A 20,811-nucleotide genomic window follows, 5' to 3' on the forward strand; every position below is an offset into this window, starting at 1 on the left:
GACAACGTTGTCCGAAGCCGGCGCGAGATGTTCCGGGGCCCGTTCACGACGCCGCGTCGAGCAGGTCGAGGGCGCTCTGCTGGCGTGCCGCGTCCACCTTGTCGAGCGGACCCGACCAGCGCAGCCCGTACTGGTCCAGCGCGTTGCGGTCGGCCGCGTGGGCGCGGTCCGCCTGACGGCGCAGGTAGGAGGTGTACGGGTGGTCGGGGAGCGCGGAGTCGAGCCGGGCCAGGCCGCGTACGTCCGCGCCCTTGAAGGACGGTCCGTCGCCCCCGCAGTCACCGTTCTCGCACGGGTCGCGCAGGATGCCCTCACCGGTGTGCAGCGAGGACGCGGTGGTCGCCGCGTCGGCGATCCGCCGCGCGGCGGTGAGGGGCGCGCCGTCCCCCGTGGCCCGGCTCAGCTCGGCCAGCGCGCCGAGGAGGACGCCCTGGTTGTAGGACCAGACGGTGTCGCCGTTGTTGCGGCAGGTGGACAGGCTGATCCCGTCGTTGACCAGGTACGAGCCGTTGATCATGCCGGTGCCCTGGAACCAGCTCCAGCCGGCCCGCGCGCGGTTCAGGTACGCGCTGTCGCCCGGCAGGCGGTTGTGCAGGGCCGCGTTGAGCTGGATGTAGAGGGAGTTGGTGATGGCGTTCTTGTAGGTCCGGGCCGTGCTCCACCACACCCCGCCGCCGCACGTGCCGTCCCAGTGGGCGGCCATGTGGTCGGCGTCGGCGCGGGCGGTGTTCAGGTAGCGGCTGTCGCCCGTGAGGTCGTAGGCGGCCACCCAGGCCAGTCCCCACCAGCCGGTGTCGTCGAGGTAGTCGTTGCGGAACTGCCCGCCCTGGGCGTTCAGGTTCCGCTCGTAGGTGCGGGCGATCGCGTACCGGTAACTGCCCATCCCCGTCACCCGGATGTTGTCGATGACGGCGGTGAGGGCGTTGGCCGAGTTCCACCAGCCGGTGGTGTCGAACAGGCCGGTGCCGTAGTTGTACAGGCTCATCAGACCGGTGGCCGCGGCGGTGCGCCGCTCACCGGCGTTCCAGGTGGTGCGCGCCCACGGGGTGCAGGCGATGTCGGCGCGGTCCCCGGCCTTGCCGCAGGCCCGCAGTGCGCCGACACCGTGGTTGTTCCAGTCGTCGACGTTGTACATCAGGGTGCGCCAGCCACGCTGTCCGGCGGGCACGGTGGTGTCCCCCAGTCTGCTGCCGGCGCTCCAGGTGCGGCCGCCGTCGAGCGAGCGGTCCAGCCAGACCTCGTCGCCGGGAGTGCCGTTGCCGAGGGACGCCCAGCCCATCGCGTCGGCGTCGTCGAAGTGCAGGACGAGGGAGCGGCCGAAGACGCTCGCGGTGACGGGCGTGCGGTCGCCGGGAGAGGCGGCGGGGTCGCGGGCGTCGCAGTACGTGTTGCAGATGGCCGCCGCCGCGGAGGTGTCCGCGGCGGCGGGAACGGGGACCAGGGCCGCGAGGGCGGCACCGAGGACCGTGGCGAGTACCACGGCGGGCCGGCGCAGCGCACCGGGCCCGGATCTGCGGGACATGGGACCTCCCTGCTCGGTGGGGGGACCCCGGACCGGGTCGGCGCGGACGTGTGCCGTGCGGTCGCGTGCCGCGAGGGTGGCCCGGGGGTGTGGGGTGAGAGCGGGGTGGAACGAAGGGGGGAGCGGGCCGACGGTGAGGCGCACGCACGGCGCCTGACACAGAGAGCGCTCTCAGACGGTAGTGCTGAGCTGGGGGGACGTCAACGGGGCGGACGAGCGGTGGTGTTGAGCGGCCGCCGAGGACGGGGGCGGGGCCGGCGGGCGGTCGCCCTGGCCGGCCCGGCCGGTTCAGGTGCGGGGGCGCAGGCCGTCCAGGGTGAGGTCCAGCAGGCGTTCCGCCCTGGCCCGGTCCTCGGCGCCGGAGGAGGTGAGGGCGATGCCCTCCAGCGCGGTCCCGATGTCGTCGGGACCGATGTCGGTGCGGATCGCGCCGGCGGCCACGCACGCGTCCATCAGGATCTTCAGTGCGTCCCAGATCAACTCGCGGCTGTGGCCGTAGGGGTTGCCGCGCCCCGAGGCGGCGATGGCGCGCAGGGCGTCGATCACGCCGTACTTGACCGTCACGTAGTCCAGGAAGAGGCGGGTCCAGTCGTGCAGCGCCTCCAGGGGCGGCTTCGTCGCGAGCAGGGCGGGGGCCGCGTCGCAGAGCTGCGCCACCTCGTTGCGGTAGACGGCCTCGACCAGCGCCTCCCGGGTGGGGAAGTTGCGGTACAGCGTGGCGCTGCCCACGCCCGCCTCCTTGGCGATGCGCTCCAGATGGGCGTCGAGCCCCTCCGTCGCGAAGACGCGCACGGCGGCCGCGAGGATCCTCTCCCGGTTGCGCCGCGCGTCGGCCCGCAGCGGGCGTGCCGCTTCCTCGGTCATCGACCCTGTCATCCCTTCACACGCATGACGACTTGCTAAGTGGAGGCGCCCCCACTTAGTCTCGGAGAAGTGGGGGCGCCCCCACTTCCACTGTAGGTCAGGCATGACCTGCGCACACCTGTCGAAGGACACATCATGTCGGGAATCAACGGCAAGGTCATCGCGCTCACGGGCGCCAGCAGCGGCATCGGGGAGGAGACCGCGGTCCACCTCGCCGCCCGCGGGGCCCGTGTCGTGCTCGGAGCACGGCGCAAGGAACGGCTGGACGCGGTCGTGGAGCGGATCACCTCACAGGGGGGCGAGGCGGTCGGTCTCGTCGTGGACGTCACCCGACGCGAGGACCTCGCCCGGCTGACCGGGGAGGCGGTCGAGAGGTTCGGCCGGCTGGACGTGCTGGTCTCCAACGCGGGCACCATGGCGATCTCGCCCTTCGACGAGCTGCGTCAGGACGACTGGGACGCGATGGTCGCCACCCACGTCACGGGCCTGCTCAACGGCATCGGAGCGGCCCTGCCCGTCTTCCGGCGCCAGCGCTCCGGACACTTCGTCAATGTGGCCTCGACCGCCGCCTACCTCGTCAAGTCCCCGCAGGGCGTGTACGCGGCGACGAAGACGGCGGTGAAGATCCTCAGCGAGGGGCTGCGCCAGGAGTCGGGACCTGACCTGCGCGTCACCCTGGTCTCGCCCGGCTTCACGGACACCGAGGGAGTGGGCAAGGGGGCCGGCCCCGAGATCGCGGCGGCGCTGGTGCGGCAGCGCGACGAGATCGCCATGCCGCCCTCGGCCGTCGCCTCCGCCATCGCCTACGCGATCGAGCAGCCCGCACACGTCGACGTCGGTGAGATCGTCGTCCGCTCGACCGCGCAGGCCTGACGGGCCGACCCCGGCGGCGGCCCGCTCAGCCGCCGTGGGTGGAGCCGCTGCGGTAGTCGGTGTAGGTGTACGGGTTGTCGAGGATCTTCGTCTCCGGCACGTCCGGGTTCATGCCCTTGCGCCAGCCCTCCTCGCCGAGCGACTCGCGCAGATGGGCGACCGTGGCCTCGATCTCCCGCCGCGCGGCGGCCAGGTGCACGCCGAGCAGCCGGTGCTCGTGCTTGACCACGCGGCCGTCCACCAGGACCGTGTGCACATCACCGCGCTGGGCCTGGAAGGCCACGTGGCCGTAGGGGTTGAGCAGCGGGAACGAGACCGGCGAGTGGTCGTTCTTGATCAGGACCAGGTCCGCCTTCTTCCCGGGTTCCAGACTGCCCAGGTCGTCCCGGCCGAGCGCGTGCGCGCCTCCGCGGGTGGCCCAGGAGACCACCTCCTCGGCGCGCAGCGCGGCGTGCGTGACGGTGTCGCCCTTCGCCTGCGCCTGGAGATGCTCCCGGGAACGGTCGGCGCCGAGGGTGGTCCGCATCGCGGAGAACAGGTCGCCGCTCCACCACACACTGGTGTCCATGGACAGCGACACCGGGATGCCGTGGGCGCGGATCGCCCAGGTGGGCGGGTAACCCTGGCCCGCGCTCTGCTCGCTCTCCGTCGACACCGAGACGGAGCCGCCGGTCGCCGCGATGCGGTGGTAGGAGTCGGCGGACAGCGAGGCGGCGTGCACGTAGACCGTCTCGGGGGTCATGAACCCGTGCTCGTGCATGAGCCGGATGCTGTCGTCCCCGGTCGCGCCCCACACGCCGGCGTGGGTGGTCACGGGCACGCCGAGTTCGCGTGCCACCTCGAAGGCCGGCTTCTCCGGGAAGGAGGGGTCGCCCGTCACGTCGAAGGCGAGCTGGAAGCCCAGCATGTCGTCCCCGGTGATCCGGCGCCGTACGAAGTCGCGGAACTCCGGGCTGCCGGTCCACTCGGCGGGCGGCTGCTGGATGTTGCCGTAGGCGAGGACGGCCCGGCCGGGCACCGCGCGCAGGGCGTCCACGGCGGCGTCCGCGTGGTCCACGGTCTGCAGGCCGTGCGACCAGTCCACCACCGTGGTGACACCGGCGTCGATCGCCTCGATCGCCGCGAGCAGGTTGCCGGCGTGGACGTCCTCGGGCCGGAACAGCCTGCCGGACTCGAGGTAGTACCAGACGAAGTACTGGGTGAGGGTCCAGTCGGCGCCGTAGCCGCGCATCGCGGTCTGCCACATGTGCCGGTGGGTGTCGATCATGCCCGGCATCACGATGCCGTCGGTGGCGTCGATGACGGCGGTGCCTTCGGGCACCTCCAGGGCGGGTCCGACGGCGGCGATCCGGTCGTCGACGACGAGCACGTCGGCGTCCGGGAGCACTCGGCGCGACGCGTCCATCGGCAGCACCGTCCCGCCTCGCAGGACCACCGGTCGGCCCGGCCGGAACTCGCTCGACTCGCTCATCCGTGGACTCCTCACACCGTGGACGCGACCCCGGTGGCGGACGCGTGTCCGCTCAGCGGTCGCCAAGAGTTGGGTGCCACTCTGGGCAGCCGCTCCGGCAGTGTCAAGCGCCCGTACGGAATCGGTTCGCGCGGGGCGGGGAAGGGGAAGGAGCCAGTACGTCCGTACAACGGTCGCACCTGCGGCGCCTCTTCCCGTGAGGTGGGCGGCATCGGGGTGCGGCTTCGCCGGGTGCATCCGTGCCACCTGCGGTTTCGCCGCCCGCGAGGGGAGGGCCGGGTGTGGTCTTCGGGTGCGTTCCGGCCGTCCGTCTGGCGGACGTGCCGGGGCCTCGTGCAGTAGGGTGACGCCCGCTCCGTCAGGCGGTTCCCCACCGTCACCGATCGACCGTTGTGAGGAGAGGCCATGCCGCGCGAAGGCACCGGACCGGACTTCATCGAGGCGCTGGCCCGCGGCCTGGAGGTGATCACCGCCTTCGCCCCGCACCGGCCCGTCATGAGCCTGAGCGAACTCGCGACGGGGACCGGACTGGCCCGGCCCACCGTGCGCCGCATCCTGCTCACCCTCCAGGAGCTGGGCTACGTGCGGGCCGACCCGCAGGGCTTCGCCCTCACCCCGCGCGTGCTGGAACTGGGGGTCGCCTATGTGCGGTCGATGGGGCTGTGGGACGTGGCCCGGCCGCACATGGAGCGGCTGTCGGCCGGCACCGGCGAATCCGTCTCCGCGGCCCAGCTCGACGGCTCCGACATCGTCTACGTGGCACGCGTGTCGGTGCCCAAGATCGTCGCCCTCGCCGTGCAGATCGGCACGCGTTTCCCGGCGCTGCAGACCTCGCTCGGCAAGGTGCTGCTCGCCGCCCTCGACCCGGTGCGGCTGGAGGAGGTCCTGGCCGAGCCCGGCAGGTCGGGTCTCGTGCCGCGCTGGCAGCCGGACCGCGCCGAGCGCGAGGCGGAACTGCGCGAGGTGCGGGCCCGGGGCTGGGCGCTCACCGACGAGCAGCTCACCCTGGGGATCCGCTCCGTCGCCGTGCCGCTGCGCGACGGCTCGGGCCGGGTGATCGCCGCGCTCAACGTCAACGCCCACGCCGCCGAGACCTCCGTCGAGCGGCTGCTCGACCACCATCTGCCGCTGCTGCTGCAGGCGGCCGGCGAGATCAGTGCCGACTTCGCCCGCCTGGAGACGGCCCCGCACGTCGTCCGGTAGGGCCGTGGCCCCTGTCGCGCGGGTCCCACCGAGGGCCGCCCGCCCCGGGCGAGCGCCTCGCCGTCCCGCCGCGGAGATCCGTCTCCCGCCGCGGAGGTCCGCGTCCGCCGCCCCTTGACGTCCGCGCCGTTCGTCATGCCAGAATCGTACAGCGGACAGTCGTCCGTACAGCGGTCGACGCATGGAGGCGGTCCCTGATGCCAGACGACACCGGACCCGGCCCGACGACCGGAGGCGGTGGTCCCCTGTCGGGACTGCTGGTCGCGGACTTCTCCCGTATCCTGGCCGGCCCCTACGCCACCATGCTGCTCGCCGACATGGGTGCCGACGTCATCAAGGTCGAGGGACCGCGCGGTGACGACACGCGCACCTGGACGCCCCCGGTGCGCGAGGGCGTCTCCACCTACTACCTGGGTGTCAACCGCGGCAAGCGCGCCCTCACCCTGGACCTCCGCGAACCCGAGGACGCCGCCGCGGCCCGGGAACTCGCCCGCCGCGCGGACGTCCTGATCGAGAACTTCAGGCCCGGCGGCCTGGACCGCTACGCCCTCGACTTCGACTCCGTACGGACCGCCAACCCGGGCATCGTCTACGCGTCCATCAGCGGCTTCGGCACCGGCGCGGGCCGGAACGTGCCCGGGTACGACCTCATGGTGCAGGCGATCTCCGGGCTGATGAGCCTCACCGGCGACCCGGACGGGCCGCCGTACCGGGCCGGGATCTCCGTCTTCGACGTGATGGCCGGCAACCACGCCGTCATCGGCATCCTCGCCGCCCTGCGCCACCGCGAGGCCACCGGCACAGGACAGCACGTCGAGGTCAACCTGCTGTCCTCGGCGCTGACCGGACTGGTCAACCACAGCTCCGCCTACGCGGCGGGCGGCGTCGTCCCCTACCGGATGGGCAACGCCCACCCCAGCGTCTTCCCCTACGAGCCGCTGCCGACCGCCGACAACGACCTCATCGTCACCGCCGCCAACGACGGCCAGTTCCGCAAGCTCTGCGAGGTGCTCGGCATCCCCGAGGTCGCCGACGACCCGCGGTTCGCCCGCAACGCCGACCGCACCGAGCGCCGCGAGGAACTGCGGCCGCTCCTCGTCGAACGGCTCCGTGCGCGCGGTGCCGTCGAGTGGTTCGACCTGCTCGTGGCGGCCGGCGTGCCGTGCGGGCCGATCAACACCATCGACGGCGGCTTCGCCATGGCCGAGCGCTTCGGACTCGACCCGGTCGTGGAGGTCGGCGAGGGCGGACGCGCCGTACCGACCACCCGGCACCCCATCCGCTTCTCCGAGACCCCGGCCGCCTACCGGCTGCCCCCGCCCGAACCCGACGAGCACGGCGCGGAGATCCGCGCCTGGCTCAACACCCCCCACCCGGCCGGCACTTCGCCCGCCCCCGATGCCCTGCGGGCTCCCCGGGAGGACGGCGATGGCTGAGGAACGCCCCGTACCCGTGTACCCGACCGCCCTCGGCGCCTCCTCCCGCGAGTCGATCACCCTGCTCGGGCACGACCTGGCCCGCGACATCATGGGCGAGGTCGGCTTCGGTGAACTGGCCTTCTGGCTGGCCACCCAGCGACGGCCCACGCCCGGCGAGACCCGGGTGTTCGAGGCCGTGCTCGCCGCCCTCGCCGACCACGGCTTCACCCCGACCGCCATGGTGACCAGGCTGACCTACCTCTCCGCACCGGACTCCGTGCAGGGCGCGCTCGCCGCGGGACTGCTCGGCGGCGGCTCCCGCTTCCTCGGCGTCACCGAGGACTGCGGCCGCTTCCTGCACGAGATACTGACCGGACTCGGCGGGGCCCTGCCCGAGGACGAGTCCGGCTGGGACGCGGTGGCGCTGGAGACCGTACGGGCGCGGCGCGCCGAGGGCCGGTTCGTTCCCGGACTCGGCCACCACGTCCACAAGGACGGCGACCCGCGCACCCCCCGGCTGCTCGCCCTCGCCGAGGAGGAGCACCTCCTCGGGCCGCATCTCACCCTCTTCACCGCGATCGGCCGGGTCCATCCGCGGGTCCTCGGCCGTACCCTGCCGTTGAACGGCGCCGGCGTCTGCGGGGCCGCGCTCGCCGACCTCGGCCTGCCGCTGGAACTCCTGCGCGGCTTCGCCCTGCTGGCCCGCACCGCCGGACTGATCGGGCAACTCGCCGAGGAACTGCGCCACCCCGTCGCCAACGAGATGTTCCTCTCCGTCGACCTCAACAACCGCTCCGTGCCGCCCGATCCGTACACCCCAGAGCCCCCGCACGCCTGACCCGTACGCCCGGCCCCCACCCCCGGGCGGCCGCCACCCGCCGGCCACACCAACGGAGGTCCGCATGGCTGAACTGGTCGCGGTCATCGCGTCCACCCACCACCCCTTCTACTACCGCGCCAGCACCTCCACCGGCGAGGACCGCCCGCCCTTCGCGGACGAATGGGTGCGCAAGGTGGAGGCGTTCCGCGAAACCCTGACGAAGGCACGCCCGGACGTGCTGGTGATGGTGGGCTCCGACCACTTCCACCAGTTCTGGCTGGACAACATGCCCCAGTTCCTGGTCGGCAAGGCGCCCGTCTACGACGCCAACTTCTACAACGAGGAACGCGAGTTCGGCCTCCCCAGAATGGTGCTGCGAGGCCAGGAGGACCTCTCCGCGCACCTCCTGCGCGGGGGTCTGGACGCCGGATTCGACCTCGCCTTCTCCAACGAACTGCGGATCGACCACTCCATCACGTGCCCGATCATCACCCTGCGCCCGGGGAACGACCTGCCGATCGTCCCCGTCTACACCAACATCTTCGCGCCCCCGCTGCCGCGCCCCGAACGGTTCGTGCAGCTCGGGCGCGCGATACGGGCCCTGGTGGAGTCGTGGCCGGCCGAGAAGCGGGTCGCGGTGATCGGCACCGGGCACCTGTCCCTGGAACTGGGCGGGCCACGGCAGTTCGGGCCGACCGGCCCCGACCCGGAGTTCGACCGCAAGGCCGTCCGCTGGATCTCCTCCGGCGACATCGAGGGCTGCCTGTCCGAGGTCACCCTCGACAGCCTCCACCTGCCCGGCAACGCCACCCACGGCTTCATGGACTTCATGCTGATGATGGGCGTGGCGGGGGAGGGGCTCGCCGCCGACTACGTCGACACCTACGACCTCTTCCACACGATGGAGGCGTACTTCACCTGGTACCCGAAGGGCGGCCGCGCGTGAGCAAGTACCTGCTGAACAAGTTCCTGTTCACCGTCGACCGCGACCCGGAACTGGTCGAGAGCTACCGCCAGGACCCGCGCGCCACCGTGGCACGCTGGGAGGAGGTGTACGCGAACCGCATCCTCAACTGCGTCACCGGGGAGTCCTCCACCTGGCTGCGCCTCGAGGACGCGGAACGGGAGGCGCTCGCCACCCACGACTACGTGACGCTCTTCGAGATGGGCGCGCACCCCTTCCTCACCCTCACCCTGTTCATCGGCCTGTTCGAGCGGGACCACCCGCCGATGGGCTTCCAGACCGAGTACGCGAGGAGACTCGCGCACATGTCGCTGCCCTACCCCGACATCGCCACATGAGGGCGGCGGAACTGCGCGAACCCGGACGGCCCCCCGCCGTCACCGACCGGGAGGAGCCGGTGTGCGGGCCCGGGGAGGTCCTGATCGAGGTGCTCGCCGCCCCGATCACCCCGCTGGACCTGCTCTGCGCCACCGGAACCTCCTACTTCGGCCGGCCCGCGACGCCGTACGTGCCCGGGGTGCAGGGCGTGGGCAGCGTCGGGGACCGGACGGTGTGGTTCGCCACCCCGGCCGGCATGACCCCCGGCGACGGGAGCATGGCCGAACGGGCCGTGGCCCGCGCCGAGGACGTCGTCGCACTCCCCGAGGGCGCCGACCCGGTCGCCGTCGCCGCGCTCGGCCTGTCGGCCGTCGCCGCGCACATGGCGCTCACGTGGCGCGGCGGACTCGTGCCCGGTGAGCGGGTGATCGTGCTGGGCGCCGGCGGTGTGGTGGGCGAGGCGGCGGTCCGCCTCGCCCGTGCCGCGGGCGCCCGCCGGGTGGTGGCCGGGGCCCGCTCTCCGGCGGCCCGTGCCCGCGCCCGGTGGGCCGGCGCCGACGCCGTCGTCGCCCTGGACACCGATGACGTGGCCGTGCTGGCCGAGCGCTTCACCGAGGCCGCCGACGGCCCGGTGGACCTCGTCCTCGACCCGCTGTTCGGCGCCCCCGCCGCGGCCGCGGCCCGGGCCCTGTGCCGGGGTGGCCGGCTGGTCAACCTCGGCGGCGCGGCCGGTGGGACCAGCCCCCTCGACTCCGCGACGCTGCGCAGCAAGTCGCTCCGCGTCCTCGGCTACACCAACAACGAACTGACGGCGCGGCAACGGGCGGAGGCGATCACCGAGATCGCGCGGCGGGCGGCGGAGGGACACCTCTCCGTCACGCACGAGACGGCCCCCCTGAGCGACGCCACCCGGGCGTGGCAACGTCAGGGGGAGGGCGCCGCCTCGGGCCGGATCGTGCTGCTGCCCTGAGACCGCCCAGTGGCTCAGTCGCGGTAGCGGGCGCTCAGGACGTTCAGGACGTCCTGGTAGCGGCCCTCGGCCTCGGCGTTGCGCTGCCACTTCACCCGCTCGACGAGGATCTGCTCGGCGTCCGGCCGGGTCCGCAGCAGATCCATCACCTCGGTGAGGAACTCCTCCAGCGGCATGGCGACCTCGCTGTTCTCCTGGTTCATCAGCGAGGTCCGGGTGGCCGGCGGGACGAGTTCGACGACCCGCACGTTGCTCCTGGTCAGCTGCACCCGCAGCGACTCGGTGAAGGAGTGGATCGCGGCCTTGGTCGCGTTGTAGGTGGGGGTGGCGGGCAGCGGCACGTAGGCCAGGCCGGAACTGACGGTCATGACGGTCGCCGAGGGCCGGGCGAGCAGACCGGGCAGGAAGGCGTTGACCAGGCGGATCGGCCCGAGCAGGTTGACCGCGACGGTGCGCTCGGCCACGTCGAGGGAGGCCGGGTCCCGCAGGTCCTCCGGTTCCATGATCCCGGCCATGGTGATGAGCGCGTTCAGGCTCGGATGCCGGCGCGCGAGATCCTCCCGCGCGGCGGCGACGGAGGCCGGGTCGGTGGTGTCGATCTCGACGGTGTCGATGCCGGGGTGCTCGGCGGCGATCCGCCGCAGAAGCTCGGTGCGGCGTCCGCCGATGATGACGGTGCTGCCGGCGGCGTGCAGGCGCAGGGCCAGGCCCAGGCCGATCCCGGAGGTGGCGCCGGGAATGAAGACGGTGCTGCTGGTGACGTTCACGGGTTTCCTTGTCGATGGGGTGTGAGGGCGTGACTGATGGCCGCGGGTCCGGGCGGACCGGCGGAGGGGGAGAAGCGGGAGCGGGCGGGGGGACTCAGTCGAAGGACTGCGACCCCAGCACGGTCAGGAAGTCGACCTTCGCCACGGCGTCGGACCCCGCACGTGGACGGAACAGGACCAGGCGGTGCCCGGTCGCCGGGCTGAGCACCACGTCGCACTGCAGGTCCAGCTCGCCGACCAGCGGGTGCAGGATGCGTTTGGGCGCCGAGGACAGCGCCGCCACCTCGTGCTCCTCCCACATGCGGGCGAACTCCCCGCTGCGGGACAGCAGATCGGCCACCAGTCCGTGGGCGGCGGCATCGCGCGTCGACCGTCCGGCCAGGCCGGCGCGGAGATCGGCGGCGTACGCGCGGCCGATGCGTTCGTGTTCGGCCGGGTCGTTCAGCTCGCGCGAGGAGAGGTCGGCGAACCAGCGCCAGGTCACGTTCGACTCGTGGCCCGGCAGTCCGGTCCATCCCCCGAGCAGGGCCTCCGCGGCCCGGTTCTGCGCCACGACCGTCAGCAGGTCGTCGCAGATCTGCGCCGGGGTGCCGTCCAGTACGTCGAGCAGGTACCGCATCGCCGGATCAACGGGGGCCAGCGGAGAGTGCGGCTCGGGCGGTCGCTGACCGGCGAGGCGGAACAGGTGCCGCTGCTCCTCGCCGCTCAGGCGCATCGCCCGGGCCAGACCCGCGAGGGCCGCCTCCGAGGGCGTCCTCACCCGTCCCTGCTCCAGACGGGAGTAGTAGTCGGACGAGAGGGCCGCCAGCTGCGCGACCTCCTCGCGTCGCAGACCGGGAGTACGGCGCCGGCCGCCGGGGGCCAGGCCCACGTCCCGGGGGCGCAGCCGCTCGCGACGCGAGCGCAGGAACTCACCGAGCGCGTTCCGGTCCTCCATCACCGCCTCCTTCCGTGTCGTGCGGTGAGGAAGAGTCTCGTCCGGCGCCACGGTGACTACCAGGCCGCGTTTTACCGGGGACCGCGGGACCCCCCCTGGCGATCCCCGACGGCGATGCCGACGGTGGGGCGCGGGACGCGCGGGCCCGCGACCACCCGCACCCCACCGGCGTGCTCAGCCGGCGGTGGGAGCGCCGAACCACCGGGGGAGCCGGTCCAGCAGTTCCCCCTGGTCGTCACCGGCCCACGCCACATGGCCGTCCGGACGCAGCAGTACCGCGGGCACGTCCAGTCGCTCGCCGTCGTCGACGGTGTCGACGACATGGTCGACCCGGTCCTCCCAGCCGGCCACCGAGAGGCCTCCGGTCCCCTCGAGCAGCAGCCCGCGCCCGCCGCGCGTCAGCTCGTAGAGGCGCCCCCGCCCCAGCCGCACGTCCCGCAGTCGCCTGCCGAGCAGTTCATGGCCCTCGCCGAAGTCGTAACGAATGCCGATCGCCGTGATCCGCTCCGTCAGGTACCGGTTCACCTCCTCGAAGTCCATGAGCCGCGAGACCAGCCGCCGCACCGCCTGCGGCCCCGGCTCCACGGACATCAGCTCCATCTGCGCACGGGTGTTGTCCAGCACCTCGGCGGCCACCGGGTGCCGTTCGGCGTGGTAGCTGTCCAGCAGCCCTTCCGGTGCCCAGCCGGCGACCTCCGCGGCCAGCTTCCAGCCCAGGTTGAACGCGTCCTGGAGGCCGAGGTTGAGGCCCTGCCCGCCGGTCGGCGGATGGATGTGCGCGGCGTCGCCGGCCAGCAGCACCCGGCCGCACCGGTAGCGCTCGGCCTGGCGGGTCGCGTCGCCGAAGCGGGAGAGCCAGCGCGGTGAGTGCACGCCCAGGTCGGTGCCGGCGAGCTTGCGCACCTGCCGCCTCAGCTCCTCCAGGGTCGGCGGGACCGTGCGGTCCTCGGCGACCCCCTCGGCGGGCGCGACCAGGCGGTACGCCCCGTCGCCGAGGGGCATCGCGCCGAACCGCTTCTCGGTCCTGCGCACCTCGGCCACCACGGCGTTCAGCGTTTCCGGGGGAGCGGTCAACTCCACTTCCCCGAGCAGCGTGTCGACCCTGGAGGGCTCCCCGGGAAAGCCGACGCCGAGCAGCCTGCGCACCGTGCTGCGGCCACCGTCGCAGCCGACGAGGTAGCGCGAGCGCAGCCGTGTGCCGTCGGCGAGTTCGGCGCTCACCCCCTGCTCGTCCTGGCTCAGCCCGACGAGTTCGCGGCCGCGCCGGATCTCGGCGCCCAGCGCGGCGGCGTGCTCGGCCAGCAGACGGTCCGTGGCCGTCTGCGGGATGCCGAGGGTGTACGGATGCGCGGTGTCCAGCCCCTCCGGCGCCGGCTTGACGAGGGCGGCGAAGAACCCGCCGGCCGGGTGCCGCGTGCCGAGCGCGAGGAACCGCTCCAGCAGACCCCGCTGGTCCAGCACCTCGACGCTGCGCGCGTGCAGCCCGAGCGCGCGGACGACCCTGGTCGGCTCCGCGTCCTTCTCCAGCACGAGCGTGCGCACCCCGTGCAACCGCAGTTCGCAGGCCAGCATCAGGCCGGTCGGACCGCCACCGGCGATGATCACGTCGATCATGGACTTTCCCCCTACGTGAAGACGCGCACGCGCCGAGGACCGCACGCGCCGAGGACCGCATACGCCGAGGACCGCATACGCCGAGGACCGCATACGCCGAGGACCGCGTACGTCGAAGGCGCGCATACGTCATGAATCACCGAAAACCCCATGTTCCGGCTTCGGGTCGACGATTGTGCGGCACGACCCCGGCCTTGCCGCAAGGCCCCCCGTGCGCTATACGTTGAGCGTGGCAAGGAGCCGGCAAGCGCTCCTTGCCTTCGTTCTTCCGCCGTTCGTGAGTTTCGCGGATTCCCGGGGGTTTGTGGGTCCGTCCGGCGTCGGCTCACCCAGTGCGGGTACTTCACCGGCGAGGGGCCGCACGGCCCGGTCCGCGTCACCGCGCGCCGGACGCGCCGTGCCGCCTCCGGTCGACCGCAGCCGCCGCCGCGCGGCGCGACCGCCGCAGCGCCGCACCTTGAGGAGCGCCTCATGGACTACGAACGTGAGCTGGCCGAGATCGAGCGGCAACTCCTGACCCAGGATCCCGACCTCGCGGCCGAACTGGACACCTTCGGCGACATCACGAAGGCCCGCCGGGCCCCCTGCCCGCCCACGCCGGCCGCCGCTCCCGAGGCGCCCCCCGCACCGGCCCGCACCCGCACCGCGCGCCGCAGACGACGGCTCGTCATCGCGGCCTGCGTGGCCGTCGCACTGATCGTCATCGCCCTCACGTCCGCCCTCGGCGCCGGTGCCGCGACGCACCGGCCGGACCACCGGGCGCCCCGGCCCGGCCATGCCCTCCAGGACGACCCCGTACCGGGCCTCGCCGACCGGGCCTAGTGCGGGCGCGGGCGCACGAGAGGCGTCCGGCGAAGGACGTCAGGCCGCCGCGAACGCCGCGGCGACGGCGGTGTCCCTGCGCGCGTGCACGACCAGCCGGCAGCCGCCGGTGTCCGCGCCCTCCTCCAGCAGCCGCCGCGCGGGCGCACTGTGGGTGGACACGGACATCAGGACGCCCAGACCGCTGCACAGGCGGTGGGCACGCAGGACCGCACCGACCGTGGCGGGGCCCGCGGCGGGCTCCTCGAGCACGACCACGACGGGCCTCGGACGGTACGCGTGGACCAGGTTGCCGATCTCCGCGGCGAGCGCGGCGCGCCCGGTGGGACCGGGATCGCGGTGCACGGTGAGGACGAGGACACCACGCTCGAGCGCATGAGACAGCATGCCTGCTCCCTTCCACCGGCCAGTGTGCTGCCGCGGAAGTACCCCGGGCGTGCCGTGCGAATCGGGGCGCCGGCCGTTTACGCCCGGACGCTGCGGTGACTTGACCCGGAACCGTGCGTTTCACCGGAAACCATCCCGAAGAGGAGCCGCGCCATGGCGAGCATCAGCCCCATCGACCTGCAGAAGGCCCTCAAGGGCGCCGACTACCCCGCGAGCCGCGACGACCTGGTCGAGCTGGCCAGGAACAACGGCGCCGACGACGCCCTCGTCGACAAGCTGTCGAACTCCGGCGTCTCGGAGTTCGACGGTCCCAACAAGGTCCAGAAGGCCGTGTTCGACAACGGGTGACCGAAGGGCCGGACTGCCCCGGCGCGCTCCTTTCCCCAGCTCCGCGCCCCTGCGAGGCGCGCTCGGAGGGCCGGGGAGGGGGCACGGTGTCCGAGGGGTGGATTCCCTACGTTCCCCATAGGAGAACTCATTAATGTGCGGCCATGGATTTCTCCGGGCCGCTCATCCTCTCCGGGGCGCTCGTCGGCCTCGCCGTCGGACTGACGGGTATGGGCGGCGGCGCGCTCATGACACCGATCATGGTCATGGCGTTCGGCGTCAACCCCACCGCGGCCATCGGCAGCGACCTCGCCGCCTCGGTGTTCATGAAGCCGTTCGGAGCGGTCGTGCACCAGCGGGCCGGCACCGTGCGCTGGGACCTCGTCCGCTGGCTGCTGCCCACGGCCGTGCCCGCCGCGTTCGGCGGCGTGTTCCTGCTCCGCGCGCTCGGCGAGGGCGGGGCGCTGCAACGGCACGTCAAGTACGTCATCGGCGGGGCGCTGCTGCTGGCCGTCCTCGGCATGCTCGTCCGCATGGCGCTCGACCGCAGGCGCGGTGCCGCCCCGGACGAGTCGGGCGACGTGCCGGTGCGTCCCCTCGCGACCCTGGGGATCGGACTGCTCGGCGGGACCGTCGTCGGGATGACCTCGGTCGGCTCCGGTTCCCTGATCATCGTGATGCTGATGCTGGCGCACCCCCGGCTCAGGGCGAACCATCTCGTCGGCACGGATCTCGTGCAGGCGATCCCGGTGGTCGCGGCGGCAGCGCTCGGGCACCTGGTGCGCGGCGACGCGGACCTCGGGCTCGCCGCCACCCTGCTCGTCGGGGCGATACCGGGCGTCCTCCTCGGAGCCCGGCTGTCGACCCGGGTCACCGGACCGGCCCTGCGGTGGGCCCTGGTGGTGCTGCTCACCGGGTCCGGCCTGTCCATGCTGTCGGTGCCGGGCGCCGTCCTCCTGGCCGTGTGCGTGCCGCTCGCCGGGGCGGGCGCCGGGCTCACGCTGCGCGAGCGACGCCGTGCCGCCGCGTCCTCGGCGGCGCCCCCGCCCGGCCCGCCCGGCCCGGCCGGCAACGGCGACGGCGACGGGGACGGGGACCGGGACCGGGACCGGGTCGGACCGGAGGGCGTGCGCCTCCCGACCTGAGCGGGCCCTCGCCCCACCGGGCTTCCCTCCCTGCCGGAGGGCGGACCTCCGCCCCCGTTTACCCGCCCCCACCTCGCGGGTACCCCGCACCCCTCGAGACGCGGAGCAGACCGCCGTCCGAGGATCGACCCAGGTCGGGCACGGGGGCGGGAACGAGGACCGAGGAGGAAGCGCATGCCGAGCAGGACGGGGCGAAAGCTCGCGGTGGTGACCGGCGGAACGGCCGGGGTCGGCCGCGCGACCGTGCGCGAGTTCGCGGCACGCGGATACGACGTGGCGGTGCTCGCCCGCGGCCGGGCCGGCCTGGACGGCGCGGTGAAGGACGTCGAGGACGCCGGGGGCAGCGCCCTGGCCGTTCCCGTCGACGTGGCCGACCACGAGGCGGTGCGGCGGGCCGCCGAGCGGGTCGAGCGGGACATGGGCGAGATCGACGTCTGGGTCAACGTGGCCTTCGCCGGCGCGCTCACCTTCTTCTGGGACACCTCGCCCGAGGAGTACGAACGCATGACCGCGGTCACCTACCTGGGCCAGGTCAACGGCACCCGGGCCGCGCTCGCCCACATGCGGCCGCGTGACCGGGGTGTCGTCGTCAACGTCGGCTCGGCGATGGCCTACCGCTCCATCCCGCTGCAGTCCGCGTACTGCGGCGCCAAGCACGCGGTCAAGGGCTTCACCGAGTCGGTCAGGACCGAACTGATCCACGAACGCAGCAAGGTCCGCATCTGCATGATCCAGCTGCCCGGTCTGAACACACCGCAGTTCGACTGGAACCTCAGCCGGATGCCGAAGCACCCCAGGCCCGTGCCGCCCGTGTTCCAGCCGGAACTCCCCGCGAAGGGCATCGTCTTCCTCGCCGAGCACCCCCGGCGCAACCTGTGGGTCGGCCTGTCCACCGCCTACACCATCCTCGGCGAACGCCTCGCCCCCACGTTCATGGACCTCTACCTCGGACGCAAGGTCGTCGCCGCCCAGCAGACCGAGGAGGACCTGCCGCGCTGGGGGGCCAACGTCGACGAGCCCTCCGACGAGACCGAGGACCGGGGCGCGCACGGTGACTTCGGCGCGCGGGCACACGGCCGCGACCCGGTGCTGTGGCTGTCCCGGCACCGGCGCGCCCTGCTGGGCGGCCTCACCGCCGCGGCGGCGGGCCTCGGCGCGGCCGCCGCGTGGGGCTCCCGCGGGAGGTGACCGCGCGGGGGGAGAGGACGCGGGGGAGCGGTCCACCGTCCCCCTCCCTCACCCCGGTCACGTGGGCGGCACCGGTCCGAGTACCGCCTCCACCGCCGCGTACGCCTGCTCCCGCAGCCAGCGGTGGGCCTGGTCCTGGTCGTGGCGCCGGTGCCACATCAGGTGCACCGGGATCGGCTCCATGGGCACCGGCAGCGCCAGCGTCGTCAGCCCCAGGGCCTCCAGCGCGGTACGGATGATGGTGCCGGGGACGGTGACGAGCAGATCCGTCTCCCGGGCCAGCTGCAGGGCCGTGGCCGCGCTCGGCGCCGCCGCGACGACCGTCCGCCGCAGCCCGAGGGCCTCCAGGGCGGCGTCGACCGGATCGTGCAGCCGGCCGCGGCGGGAGACGGTGAGGTGGTCGGCCGAGGCGTACCGCTCGACGGTCAGCGGGCGCGCGGTGAGCGGATGCCCGGTGCGCAGCGCGACCACGAGACGGTCCTCACCGAGGAACCGGCTGTTGACGTCGGGCGCCGTCGACGGGGCGGTCCCGGAGGCCAGGTCGACCTCGCCGCGCCGCAGCTCGGGGGTGTCGGAGGCGGATTCCGCGACGAGCCGCAGCCGTACCCCCGGGGCCCGCCGGTGCACCGCGGCCACCAGGGCCGGGCCGCACGCGGCGGTGAGCGCGTCGTGCCAGCGCACGGTGAACACCCGCTCCAGCGTGGCCAGATCGATCTCCCTGCGGGTGGACAGCACGCCGTGGGCGCGGTGCACGAGCTCGTGCACCTCCTCGCGCAGCGCCAGGGCGTGGGCGGTGGGGACCATCGTGTGCCCCGAGCGGACCAGGATCGGATCGCCGGTCGCCTTGCGGATCCGGCCGAGCGTCCGGCTCATCGCCGGAGCGGTCACATGCAGCCGGGCGGCGGCGCCGGCGACGCTCCCCTCCTCCAGGAGCGCGTCGAGGGCGGTGAGGAGATTCAGGTCCAATTGCATGTGAGTAAGTTTATGGATGACGAGCGTGCATTTGTAGTTAATCCGCGCCGTACCTAACGTCATGTGCAGGCCGCTTCGCCCGTGTGAGTGAGGCAGCGGCGGCCGAGGGCCCGACCTCTCTCTCCTTCCCCTGCCTTCCCTTCTGCGTGAGGAGTCCGCCATGTCCGCCGTCCAGTCCCAGAACAAGTCCCAGAAAAAGTCCCAGAACAAGTCCGAGAGCCAGGCCGCGCTGCAGGCCGAGATGAAGGCCGCCGGTATCGACGAGGTGCTGCTGGGCGAGGCGCGCGCCGCGGTCGAGGCCGCCGGCGCCGTCCTGCGCGAGCGCTACACCACCCACGCCCGTGCCCGGAACATCGCGGAGATCTTCGAGGAGCTCCAGGCCAACGACAACGCGGTCCTGCCCGAGCTGGAGCGACGCCTGCTCGCCGCCCGGCCCGGCTCGCGGTGGGTCGAGGACGAACTGGCCACCGGTGCGATGCCGGAGGGCGAGTGGTGGATCGTCGACCCGGCCGAGGGCAACATCAACCACGTCCACGGCATGCCCGAATGGGCCGTCACCGCCACCCTCATGCGGGACAACCGGCCGGTCCTGACGGCCGTTCACCTCCCGCTGGCCGGCGACACCTACACCGCCGTCGCCGGCCACGGCGCCACGCTCGACGGCGAGCCGCTGCACGTCTCCACCAAGACCGGTCTGGACGCGGCACTCGTCGCCACCGGGCAGGCCCGGCCCGACGAGGACGAGGAGACCTACCGCCGGATCGGCGAGTCGGTCACGGCCCTGCTGACGGCCGGTCTGGTGGTCAGGGTCTCCGTTCCGGCCACCCTCCAGCTCATCAACGTCGCGGCCGGCCGCATGGAGGCCTTCTGGCAGTACTCCGAGGTGCGCTCCGGTCTCGTGTCCGGGGCCCTGCTCGTCACCGAGGCCGGCGGCGTCGTGACCGACATCCACGGCGACCCCTGGACGCCCGCGCGTCGCGACTTCCTGGCCGCCGCCCCCGGCGTCCACCGGGCCGTCTCCGCGGCCCTCGCCCCCGTCAAGTGACCGGCACCACCCGCCCCTTCACGAGTGAGGACGTACTCTTCATGACCACCATCGGCATCCTCGGCGCCGGACGCGTCGGCCTCGGCCTGGCCCGCAAGCTCGCCCTCGCCGGTCACGACGTCGTCGTGGGCCGCCGCGATCCGGCCCGGGAACTCCCCGCGCAGGCGCGTGACCTCGGCCCCCGCGTCCGCTTCACCGACCAGCGCTCCGCGGCCGCCGCCGGGGACCTCGTCATCAACGCCACGCCCGGCGACACCACCCTCGAACGCCTGGGCGCGATGGCGGACGTGCTCGCCGGCAAGATCCTCGTCGACATCGCCAACGCCACCCACCACGGTCCCGACGGCCTCCCCGGCGAGCTGGTGCACCAGGACGGCAGCCTCGGCGAACGGCTCCAGCGGGCACTGCCCGCCACCCGCGTCGTGAAGACCCTCAACACCATGCTGCACGTGGTCATGACGGCGCCCGAGTCCCTGGCCACCCCGCCCACCGCCTACCTCTCCGGCGACGACCAGGACGCCAAGGACACCGTGGCCCGGCTCCTGGGCGACCTGGGCTGGAAGCCGGACTGGATCGAGGACATCGGCGACATCGGCACCGCGCGCGCCACCGAGGTCCTCATCCTCCTGGTGACCCAGGTGCTGCGCCACCAGGGCCTGCGGCCGACGGCCGTCTCCCTGTCCCGCTGACCCACCGCCCGCCACCGGGGACCGCGCCGCAGGGCGCGGTCCCCCGACCCGTGGCCCACGGTCCGCGGCGGCCCCGCGCCTACGTCCGGAGCAGCCCCGCGCTCAGGCCCGGAGCAGCCCCGCGAGCACCCGGGCCGCGCTGATCCCGGGATCCTTGGTCGCCGTCAGCAGGGTCAGGGGCCGGTCCCCGGCCAGTTCGCGCAGGTGCGCCAGCGCGTCGGCCCGCTCGGGCTCCTTCAGTTCCTCCCGGTAGCGCCGGCCGAACTCCTCGAAACGGTCCGGGACATGGCCGTACCACTTGCGCAGTTCCGTGGACGGGGCCACCTGCTTGCACCACTCGTCCAGATGCGCCCGGTCCTTGCTCATGCCGCGCGGCCAGATCCGGTCGACCAGGACGCGGGTGCCGTCGTCCCGCGCGGGCTCCTCGTAGACCCGGCGGACGTGGACCGCCTTCGTGCGTGCCATGGGTACCTCCTCGTGGGAGCCCGGCCTCCG

Annotated in this window: 22 protein-coding genes; 13 read left to right on the top strand and 9 right to left on the bottom strand. The window is 73.3% G+C overall.

The features are described 5' to 3' along the window. Window positions 1-43 precede the first annotated feature (43 nt). On the bottom strand, window positions 44-1,522 hold the full coding sequence (locus tag OHB09_RS31530) for a glycoside hydrolase family 76 protein (protein ID WP_328922914.1): 1,479 nt from the start codon (window positions 1,520-1,522) through the stop codon (window positions 44-46). 288 nt (window positions 1,523-1,810) lie between these two features. Then, window positions 1,811-2,386, bottom strand: a complete 576-nt coding sequence (locus OHB09_RS31535) for a TetR/AcrR family transcriptional regulator (RefSeq protein WP_319117669.1) — start codon at window positions 2,384-2,386, stop codon at window positions 1,811-1,813. A gap of 135 nt (window positions 2,387-2,521) precedes the next feature. Here OHB09_RS31535 and OHB09_RS31540 point away from each other — a divergent pair, with 135 nt between their 5' ends. Next, window positions 2,522-3,259 carry an SDR family oxidoreductase gene (locus OHB09_RS31540; RefSeq protein ID WP_191853683.1) on the top strand — a complete coding sequence of 246 codons (738 nt, stop codon included), beginning with the start codon at window positions 2,522-2,524 and terminating at the stop codon, window positions 3,257-3,259. Window positions 3,260-3,284: 25 nt separating this feature from the next. On the opposite strand, the gene OHB09_RS31545 is transcribed toward OHB09_RS31540, so the two are convergent. Continuing rightward, window positions 3,285-4,730, bottom strand: coding sequence for an amidohydrolase family protein (locus OHB09_RS31545; protein WP_328922915.1), 1,446 nt, complete (start codon window positions 4,728-4,730; stop codon window positions 3,285-3,287). Window positions 4,731-5,135: 405 nt separating this feature from the next. Between OHB09_RS31545 and OHB09_RS31550 the strand changes: the two genes are divergently transcribed. The 6 genes from OHB09_RS31550 to OHB09_RS31575 all read left to right on the top strand — a co-directional run bounded on the left by OHB09_RS31550 (window position 5,136) and on the right by OHB09_RS31575 (window position 10,423). After that, entirely contained in the window at window positions 5,136-5,933 is a 798-nt protein-coding gene (locus OHB09_RS31550) for an IclR family transcriptional regulator domain-containing protein (protein WP_191891405.1), read from the top strand. 197 nt (window positions 5,934-6,130) lie between these two features. Then, a complete protein-coding gene (locus OHB09_RS31555; protein ID WP_328727695.1) occupies window positions 6,131-7,369 on the top strand; it encodes a CaiB/BaiF CoA transferase family protein in 1,239 nt (412 codons plus the stop codon). Next, a complete protein-coding gene (locus tag OHB09_RS31560; protein WP_328727694.1) occupies window positions 7,362-8,189 on the top strand; it encodes a citryl-CoA lyase in 828 nt (275 codons plus the stop codon). Before OHB09_RS31555 ends, OHB09_RS31560 begins: the two co-directional genes overlap by 8 nt. A gap of 64 nt (window positions 8,190-8,253) precedes the next feature. Next, the gene (locus OHB09_RS31565; protein ID WP_006140123.1) at window positions 8,254-9,117 is read left to right on the top strand and encodes a DODA-type extradiol aromatic ring-opening family dioxygenase; all 864 of its coding nucleotides are present in this window, start codon (window positions 8,254-8,256) and stop codon (window positions 9,115-9,117) included. Next, on the top strand, window positions 9,114-9,473 hold the full coding sequence (locus tag OHB09_RS31570; protein WP_191891403.1) for a hypothetical protein: 360 nt from the start codon (window positions 9,114-9,116) through the stop codon (window positions 9,471-9,473). The genes OHB09_RS31565 and OHB09_RS31570 overlap by 4 nt, the downstream gene beginning before the upstream one ends. After that, the gene (locus OHB09_RS31575) at window positions 9,470-10,423 is read left to right on the top strand and encodes a quinone oxidoreductase family protein (RefSeq protein ID WP_191853687.1); all 954 of its coding nucleotides are present in this window, start codon (window positions 9,470-9,472) and stop codon (window positions 10,421-10,423) included. Before OHB09_RS31570 ends, OHB09_RS31575 begins: the two co-directional genes overlap by 4 nt. Window positions 10,424-10,437: 14 nt before the next feature. On the opposite strand, the gene OHB09_RS31580 is transcribed toward OHB09_RS31575, so the two are convergent. The 3 genes from OHB09_RS31580 to rox all read right to left on the bottom strand — a co-directional run bounded on the left by OHB09_RS31580 (window position 10,438) and on the right by rox (window position 13,741). After that, window positions 10,438-11,190 carry an SDR family oxidoreductase gene (locus OHB09_RS31580; RefSeq protein ID WP_006140126.1) on the bottom strand — a complete coding sequence of 251 codons (753 nt, stop codon included), beginning with the start codon at window positions 11,188-11,190 and terminating at the stop codon, window positions 10,438-10,440. Between the two features lie 94 nt (window positions 11,191-11,284). Next, window positions 11,285-12,127, bottom strand: a complete 843-nt coding sequence (locus tag OHB09_RS31585; RefSeq protein ID WP_191891201.1) for a helix-turn-helix transcriptional regulator — start codon at window positions 12,125-12,127, stop codon at window positions 11,285-11,287. A 174-nt stretch (window positions 12,128-12,301) separates the two neighbouring features. Continuing rightward, window positions 12,302-13,741 (bottom strand): rifampin monooxygenase, encoded by a 1,440-nt coding sequence (gene rox, locus OHB09_RS31590; RefSeq protein ID WP_328922916.1) that lies wholly within the window; start codon window positions 13,739-13,741, stop codon window positions 12,302-12,304. 471 nt (window positions 13,742-14,212) lie between these two features. Between rox and OHB09_RS31595 the strand changes: the two genes are divergently transcribed. Further along, a complete protein-coding gene (locus OHB09_RS31595; protein ID WP_191853689.1) occupies window positions 14,213-14,563 on the top strand; it encodes a DUF3040 domain-containing protein in 351 nt (116 codons plus the stop codon). A gap of 39 nt (window positions 14,564-14,602) precedes the next feature. Here OHB09_RS31595 and OHB09_RS31600 read toward each other — a convergent pair whose 3' ends face one another. Further along, window positions 14,603-14,950 carry a hypothetical protein gene (locus OHB09_RS31600; protein ID WP_191891199.1) on the bottom strand — a complete coding sequence of 116 codons (348 nt, stop codon included), beginning with the start codon at window positions 14,948-14,950 and terminating at the stop codon, window positions 14,603-14,605. 153 nt (window positions 14,951-15,103) lie between these two features. Here OHB09_RS31600 and OHB09_RS31605 point away from each other — a divergent pair, with 153 nt between their 5' ends. From OHB09_RS31605 to OHB09_RS31615, 3 genes are all read left to right on the top strand, one after another. Beyond that, complete coding sequence (locus OHB09_RS31605; RefSeq protein ID WP_006140131.1) at window positions 15,104-15,298, top strand: DUF2795 domain-containing protein; 195 nt, start codon at window positions 15,104-15,106, stop codon at window positions 15,296-15,298. 143 nt (window positions 15,299-15,441) lie between these two features. Then, entirely contained in the window at window positions 15,442-16,422 is a 981-nt protein-coding gene (locus OHB09_RS31610; protein WP_319351255.1) for a sulfite exporter TauE/SafE family protein, read from the top strand. Window positions 16,423-16,596: 174 nt separating this feature from the next. After that, on the top strand, window positions 16,597-17,610 hold the full coding sequence (locus OHB09_RS31615; RefSeq protein ID WP_191853692.1) for an SDR family oxidoreductase: 1,014 nt from the start codon (window positions 16,597-16,599) through the stop codon (window positions 17,608-17,610). Between the two features lie 57 nt (window positions 17,611-17,667). Here OHB09_RS31615 and OHB09_RS31620 read toward each other — a convergent pair whose 3' ends face one another. Continuing rightward, window positions 17,668-18,582, bottom strand: a complete 915-nt coding sequence (locus tag OHB09_RS31620) for a LysR family transcriptional regulator (RefSeq protein ID WP_040895110.1) — start codon at window positions 18,580-18,582, stop codon at window positions 17,668-17,670. Between the two features lie 160 nt (window positions 18,583-18,742). Here OHB09_RS31620 and OHB09_RS31625 point away from each other — a divergent pair, with 160 nt between their 5' ends. Then, on the top strand, window positions 18,743-19,627 hold the full coding sequence (locus tag OHB09_RS31625) for an inositol monophosphatase family protein (RefSeq protein ID WP_397891661.1): 885 nt from the start codon (window positions 18,743-18,745) through the stop codon (window positions 19,625-19,627). Window positions 19,628-19,668: 41 nt separating this feature from the next. Continuing rightward, window positions 19,669-20,316 (top strand): NADPH-dependent F420 reductase, encoded by a 648-nt coding sequence (locus OHB09_RS31630; RefSeq protein ID WP_191853693.1) that lies wholly within the window; start codon window positions 19,669-19,671, stop codon window positions 20,314-20,316. A gap of 102 nt (window positions 20,317-20,418) precedes the next feature. Here OHB09_RS31630 and OHB09_RS31635 read toward each other — a convergent pair whose 3' ends face one another. Continuing rightward, window positions 20,419-20,781 carry a DUF488 domain-containing protein gene (locus OHB09_RS31635; RefSeq protein WP_191853694.1) on the bottom strand — a complete coding sequence of 121 codons (363 nt, stop codon included), beginning with the start codon at window positions 20,779-20,781 and terminating at the stop codon, window positions 20,419-20,421. Window positions 20,782-20,811 lie beyond the last annotated feature (30 nt).

The sequence above is a fragment of the Streptomyces griseoaurantiacus genome, assembly GCF_036189845.1.
Classification (GTDB): Bacteria; Actinomycetota; Actinomycetes; order Streptomycetales; family Streptomycetaceae; genus Streptomyces; species Streptomyces griseoaurantiacus.

What these genes read in the sequence shown, in the direction of transcription:
- OHB09_RS31595 (WP_191853689.1), top strand. Translation starts at nt 14,213, where the DNA reads ATGGACTACGAACGTGAGCTGGCCGAGATCGAGCGGCAACTCCTGACC.
- OHB09_RS31600 (WP_191891199.1), bottom strand. Translation starts at nt 14,950, where the DNA reads ATGCTGTCTCATGCGCTCGAGCGTGGTGTCCTCGTCCTCACCGTGCAC.
- OHB09_RS31605 (WP_006140131.1), top strand. Translation starts at nt 15,104, where the DNA reads ATGGCGAGCATCAGCCCCATCGACCTGCAGAAGGCCCTCAAGGGCGCC.
- OHB09_RS31615 (WP_191853692.1), top strand. Translation starts at nt 16,597, where the DNA reads ATGCCGAGCAGGACGGGGCGAAAGCTCGCGGTGGTGACCGGCGGAACG.
- OHB09_RS31550 (WP_191891405.1), top strand. Translation starts at nt 5,136, where the DNA reads ATGCCGCGCGAAGGCACCGGACCGGACTTCATCGAGGCGCTGGCCCGC.
- OHB09_RS31630 (WP_191853693.1), top strand. Translation starts at nt 19,669, where the DNA reads ATGACCACCATCGGCATCCTCGGCGCCGGACGCGTCGGCCTCGGCCTG.
- rox (WP_328922916.1), bottom strand. Translation starts at nt 13,741, where the DNA reads ATGATCGACGTGATCATCGCCGGTGGCGGTCCGACCGGCCTGATGCTG.
- OHB09_RS31535 (WP_319117669.1), bottom strand. Translation starts at nt 2,386, where the DNA reads ATGACCGAGGAAGCGGCACGCCCGCTGCGGGCCGACGCGCGGCGCAAC.
- OHB09_RS31625 (WP_397891661.1), top strand. Translation starts at nt 18,743, where the DNA reads ATGTCCGCCGTCCAGTCCCAGAACAAGTCCCAGAAAAAGTCCCAGAAC.
- OHB09_RS31545 (WP_328922915.1), bottom strand. Translation starts at nt 4,730, where the DNA reads ATGAGCGAGTCGAGCGAGTTCCGGCCGGGCCGACCGGTGGTCCTGCGA.
- OHB09_RS31635 (WP_191853694.1), bottom strand. Translation starts at nt 20,781, where the DNA reads ATGGCACGCACGAAGGCGGTCCACGTCCGCCGGGTCTACGAGGAGCCC.
- OHB09_RS31620 (WP_040895110.1), bottom strand. Translation starts at nt 18,582, where the DNA reads ATGCAATTGGACCTGAATCTCCTCACCGCCCTCGACGCGCTCCTGGAG.
- OHB09_RS31610 (WP_319351255.1), top strand. Translation starts at nt 15,442, where the DNA reads ATGGATTTCTCCGGGCCGCTCATCCTCTCCGGGGCGCTCGTCGGCCTC.
- OHB09_RS31555 (WP_328727695.1), top strand. Translation starts at nt 6,131, where the DNA reads ATGCCAGACGACACCGGACCCGGCCCGACGACCGGAGGCGGTGGTCCC.
- OHB09_RS31575 (WP_191853687.1), top strand. Translation starts at nt 9,470, where the DNA reads ATGAGGGCGGCGGAACTGCGCGAACCCGGACGGCCCCCCGCCGTCACC.
- OHB09_RS31530 (WP_328922914.1), bottom strand. Translation starts at nt 1,522, where the DNA reads ATGTCCCGCAGATCCGGGCCCGGTGCGCTGCGCCGGCCCGCCGTGGTA.
- OHB09_RS31540 (WP_191853683.1), top strand. Translation starts at nt 2,522, where the DNA reads ATGTCGGGAATCAACGGCAAGGTCATCGCGCTCACGGGCGCCAGCAGC.
- OHB09_RS31560 (WP_328727694.1), top strand. Translation starts at nt 7,362, where the DNA reads ATGGCTGAGGAACGCCCCGTACCCGTGTACCCGACCGCCCTCGGCGCC.
- OHB09_RS31565 (WP_006140123.1), top strand. Translation starts at nt 8,254, where the DNA reads ATGGCTGAACTGGTCGCGGTCATCGCGTCCACCCACCACCCCTTCTAC.
- OHB09_RS31585 (WP_191891201.1), bottom strand. Translation starts at nt 12,127, where the DNA reads ATGGAGGACCGGAACGCGCTCGGTGAGTTCCTGCGCTCGCGTCGCGAG.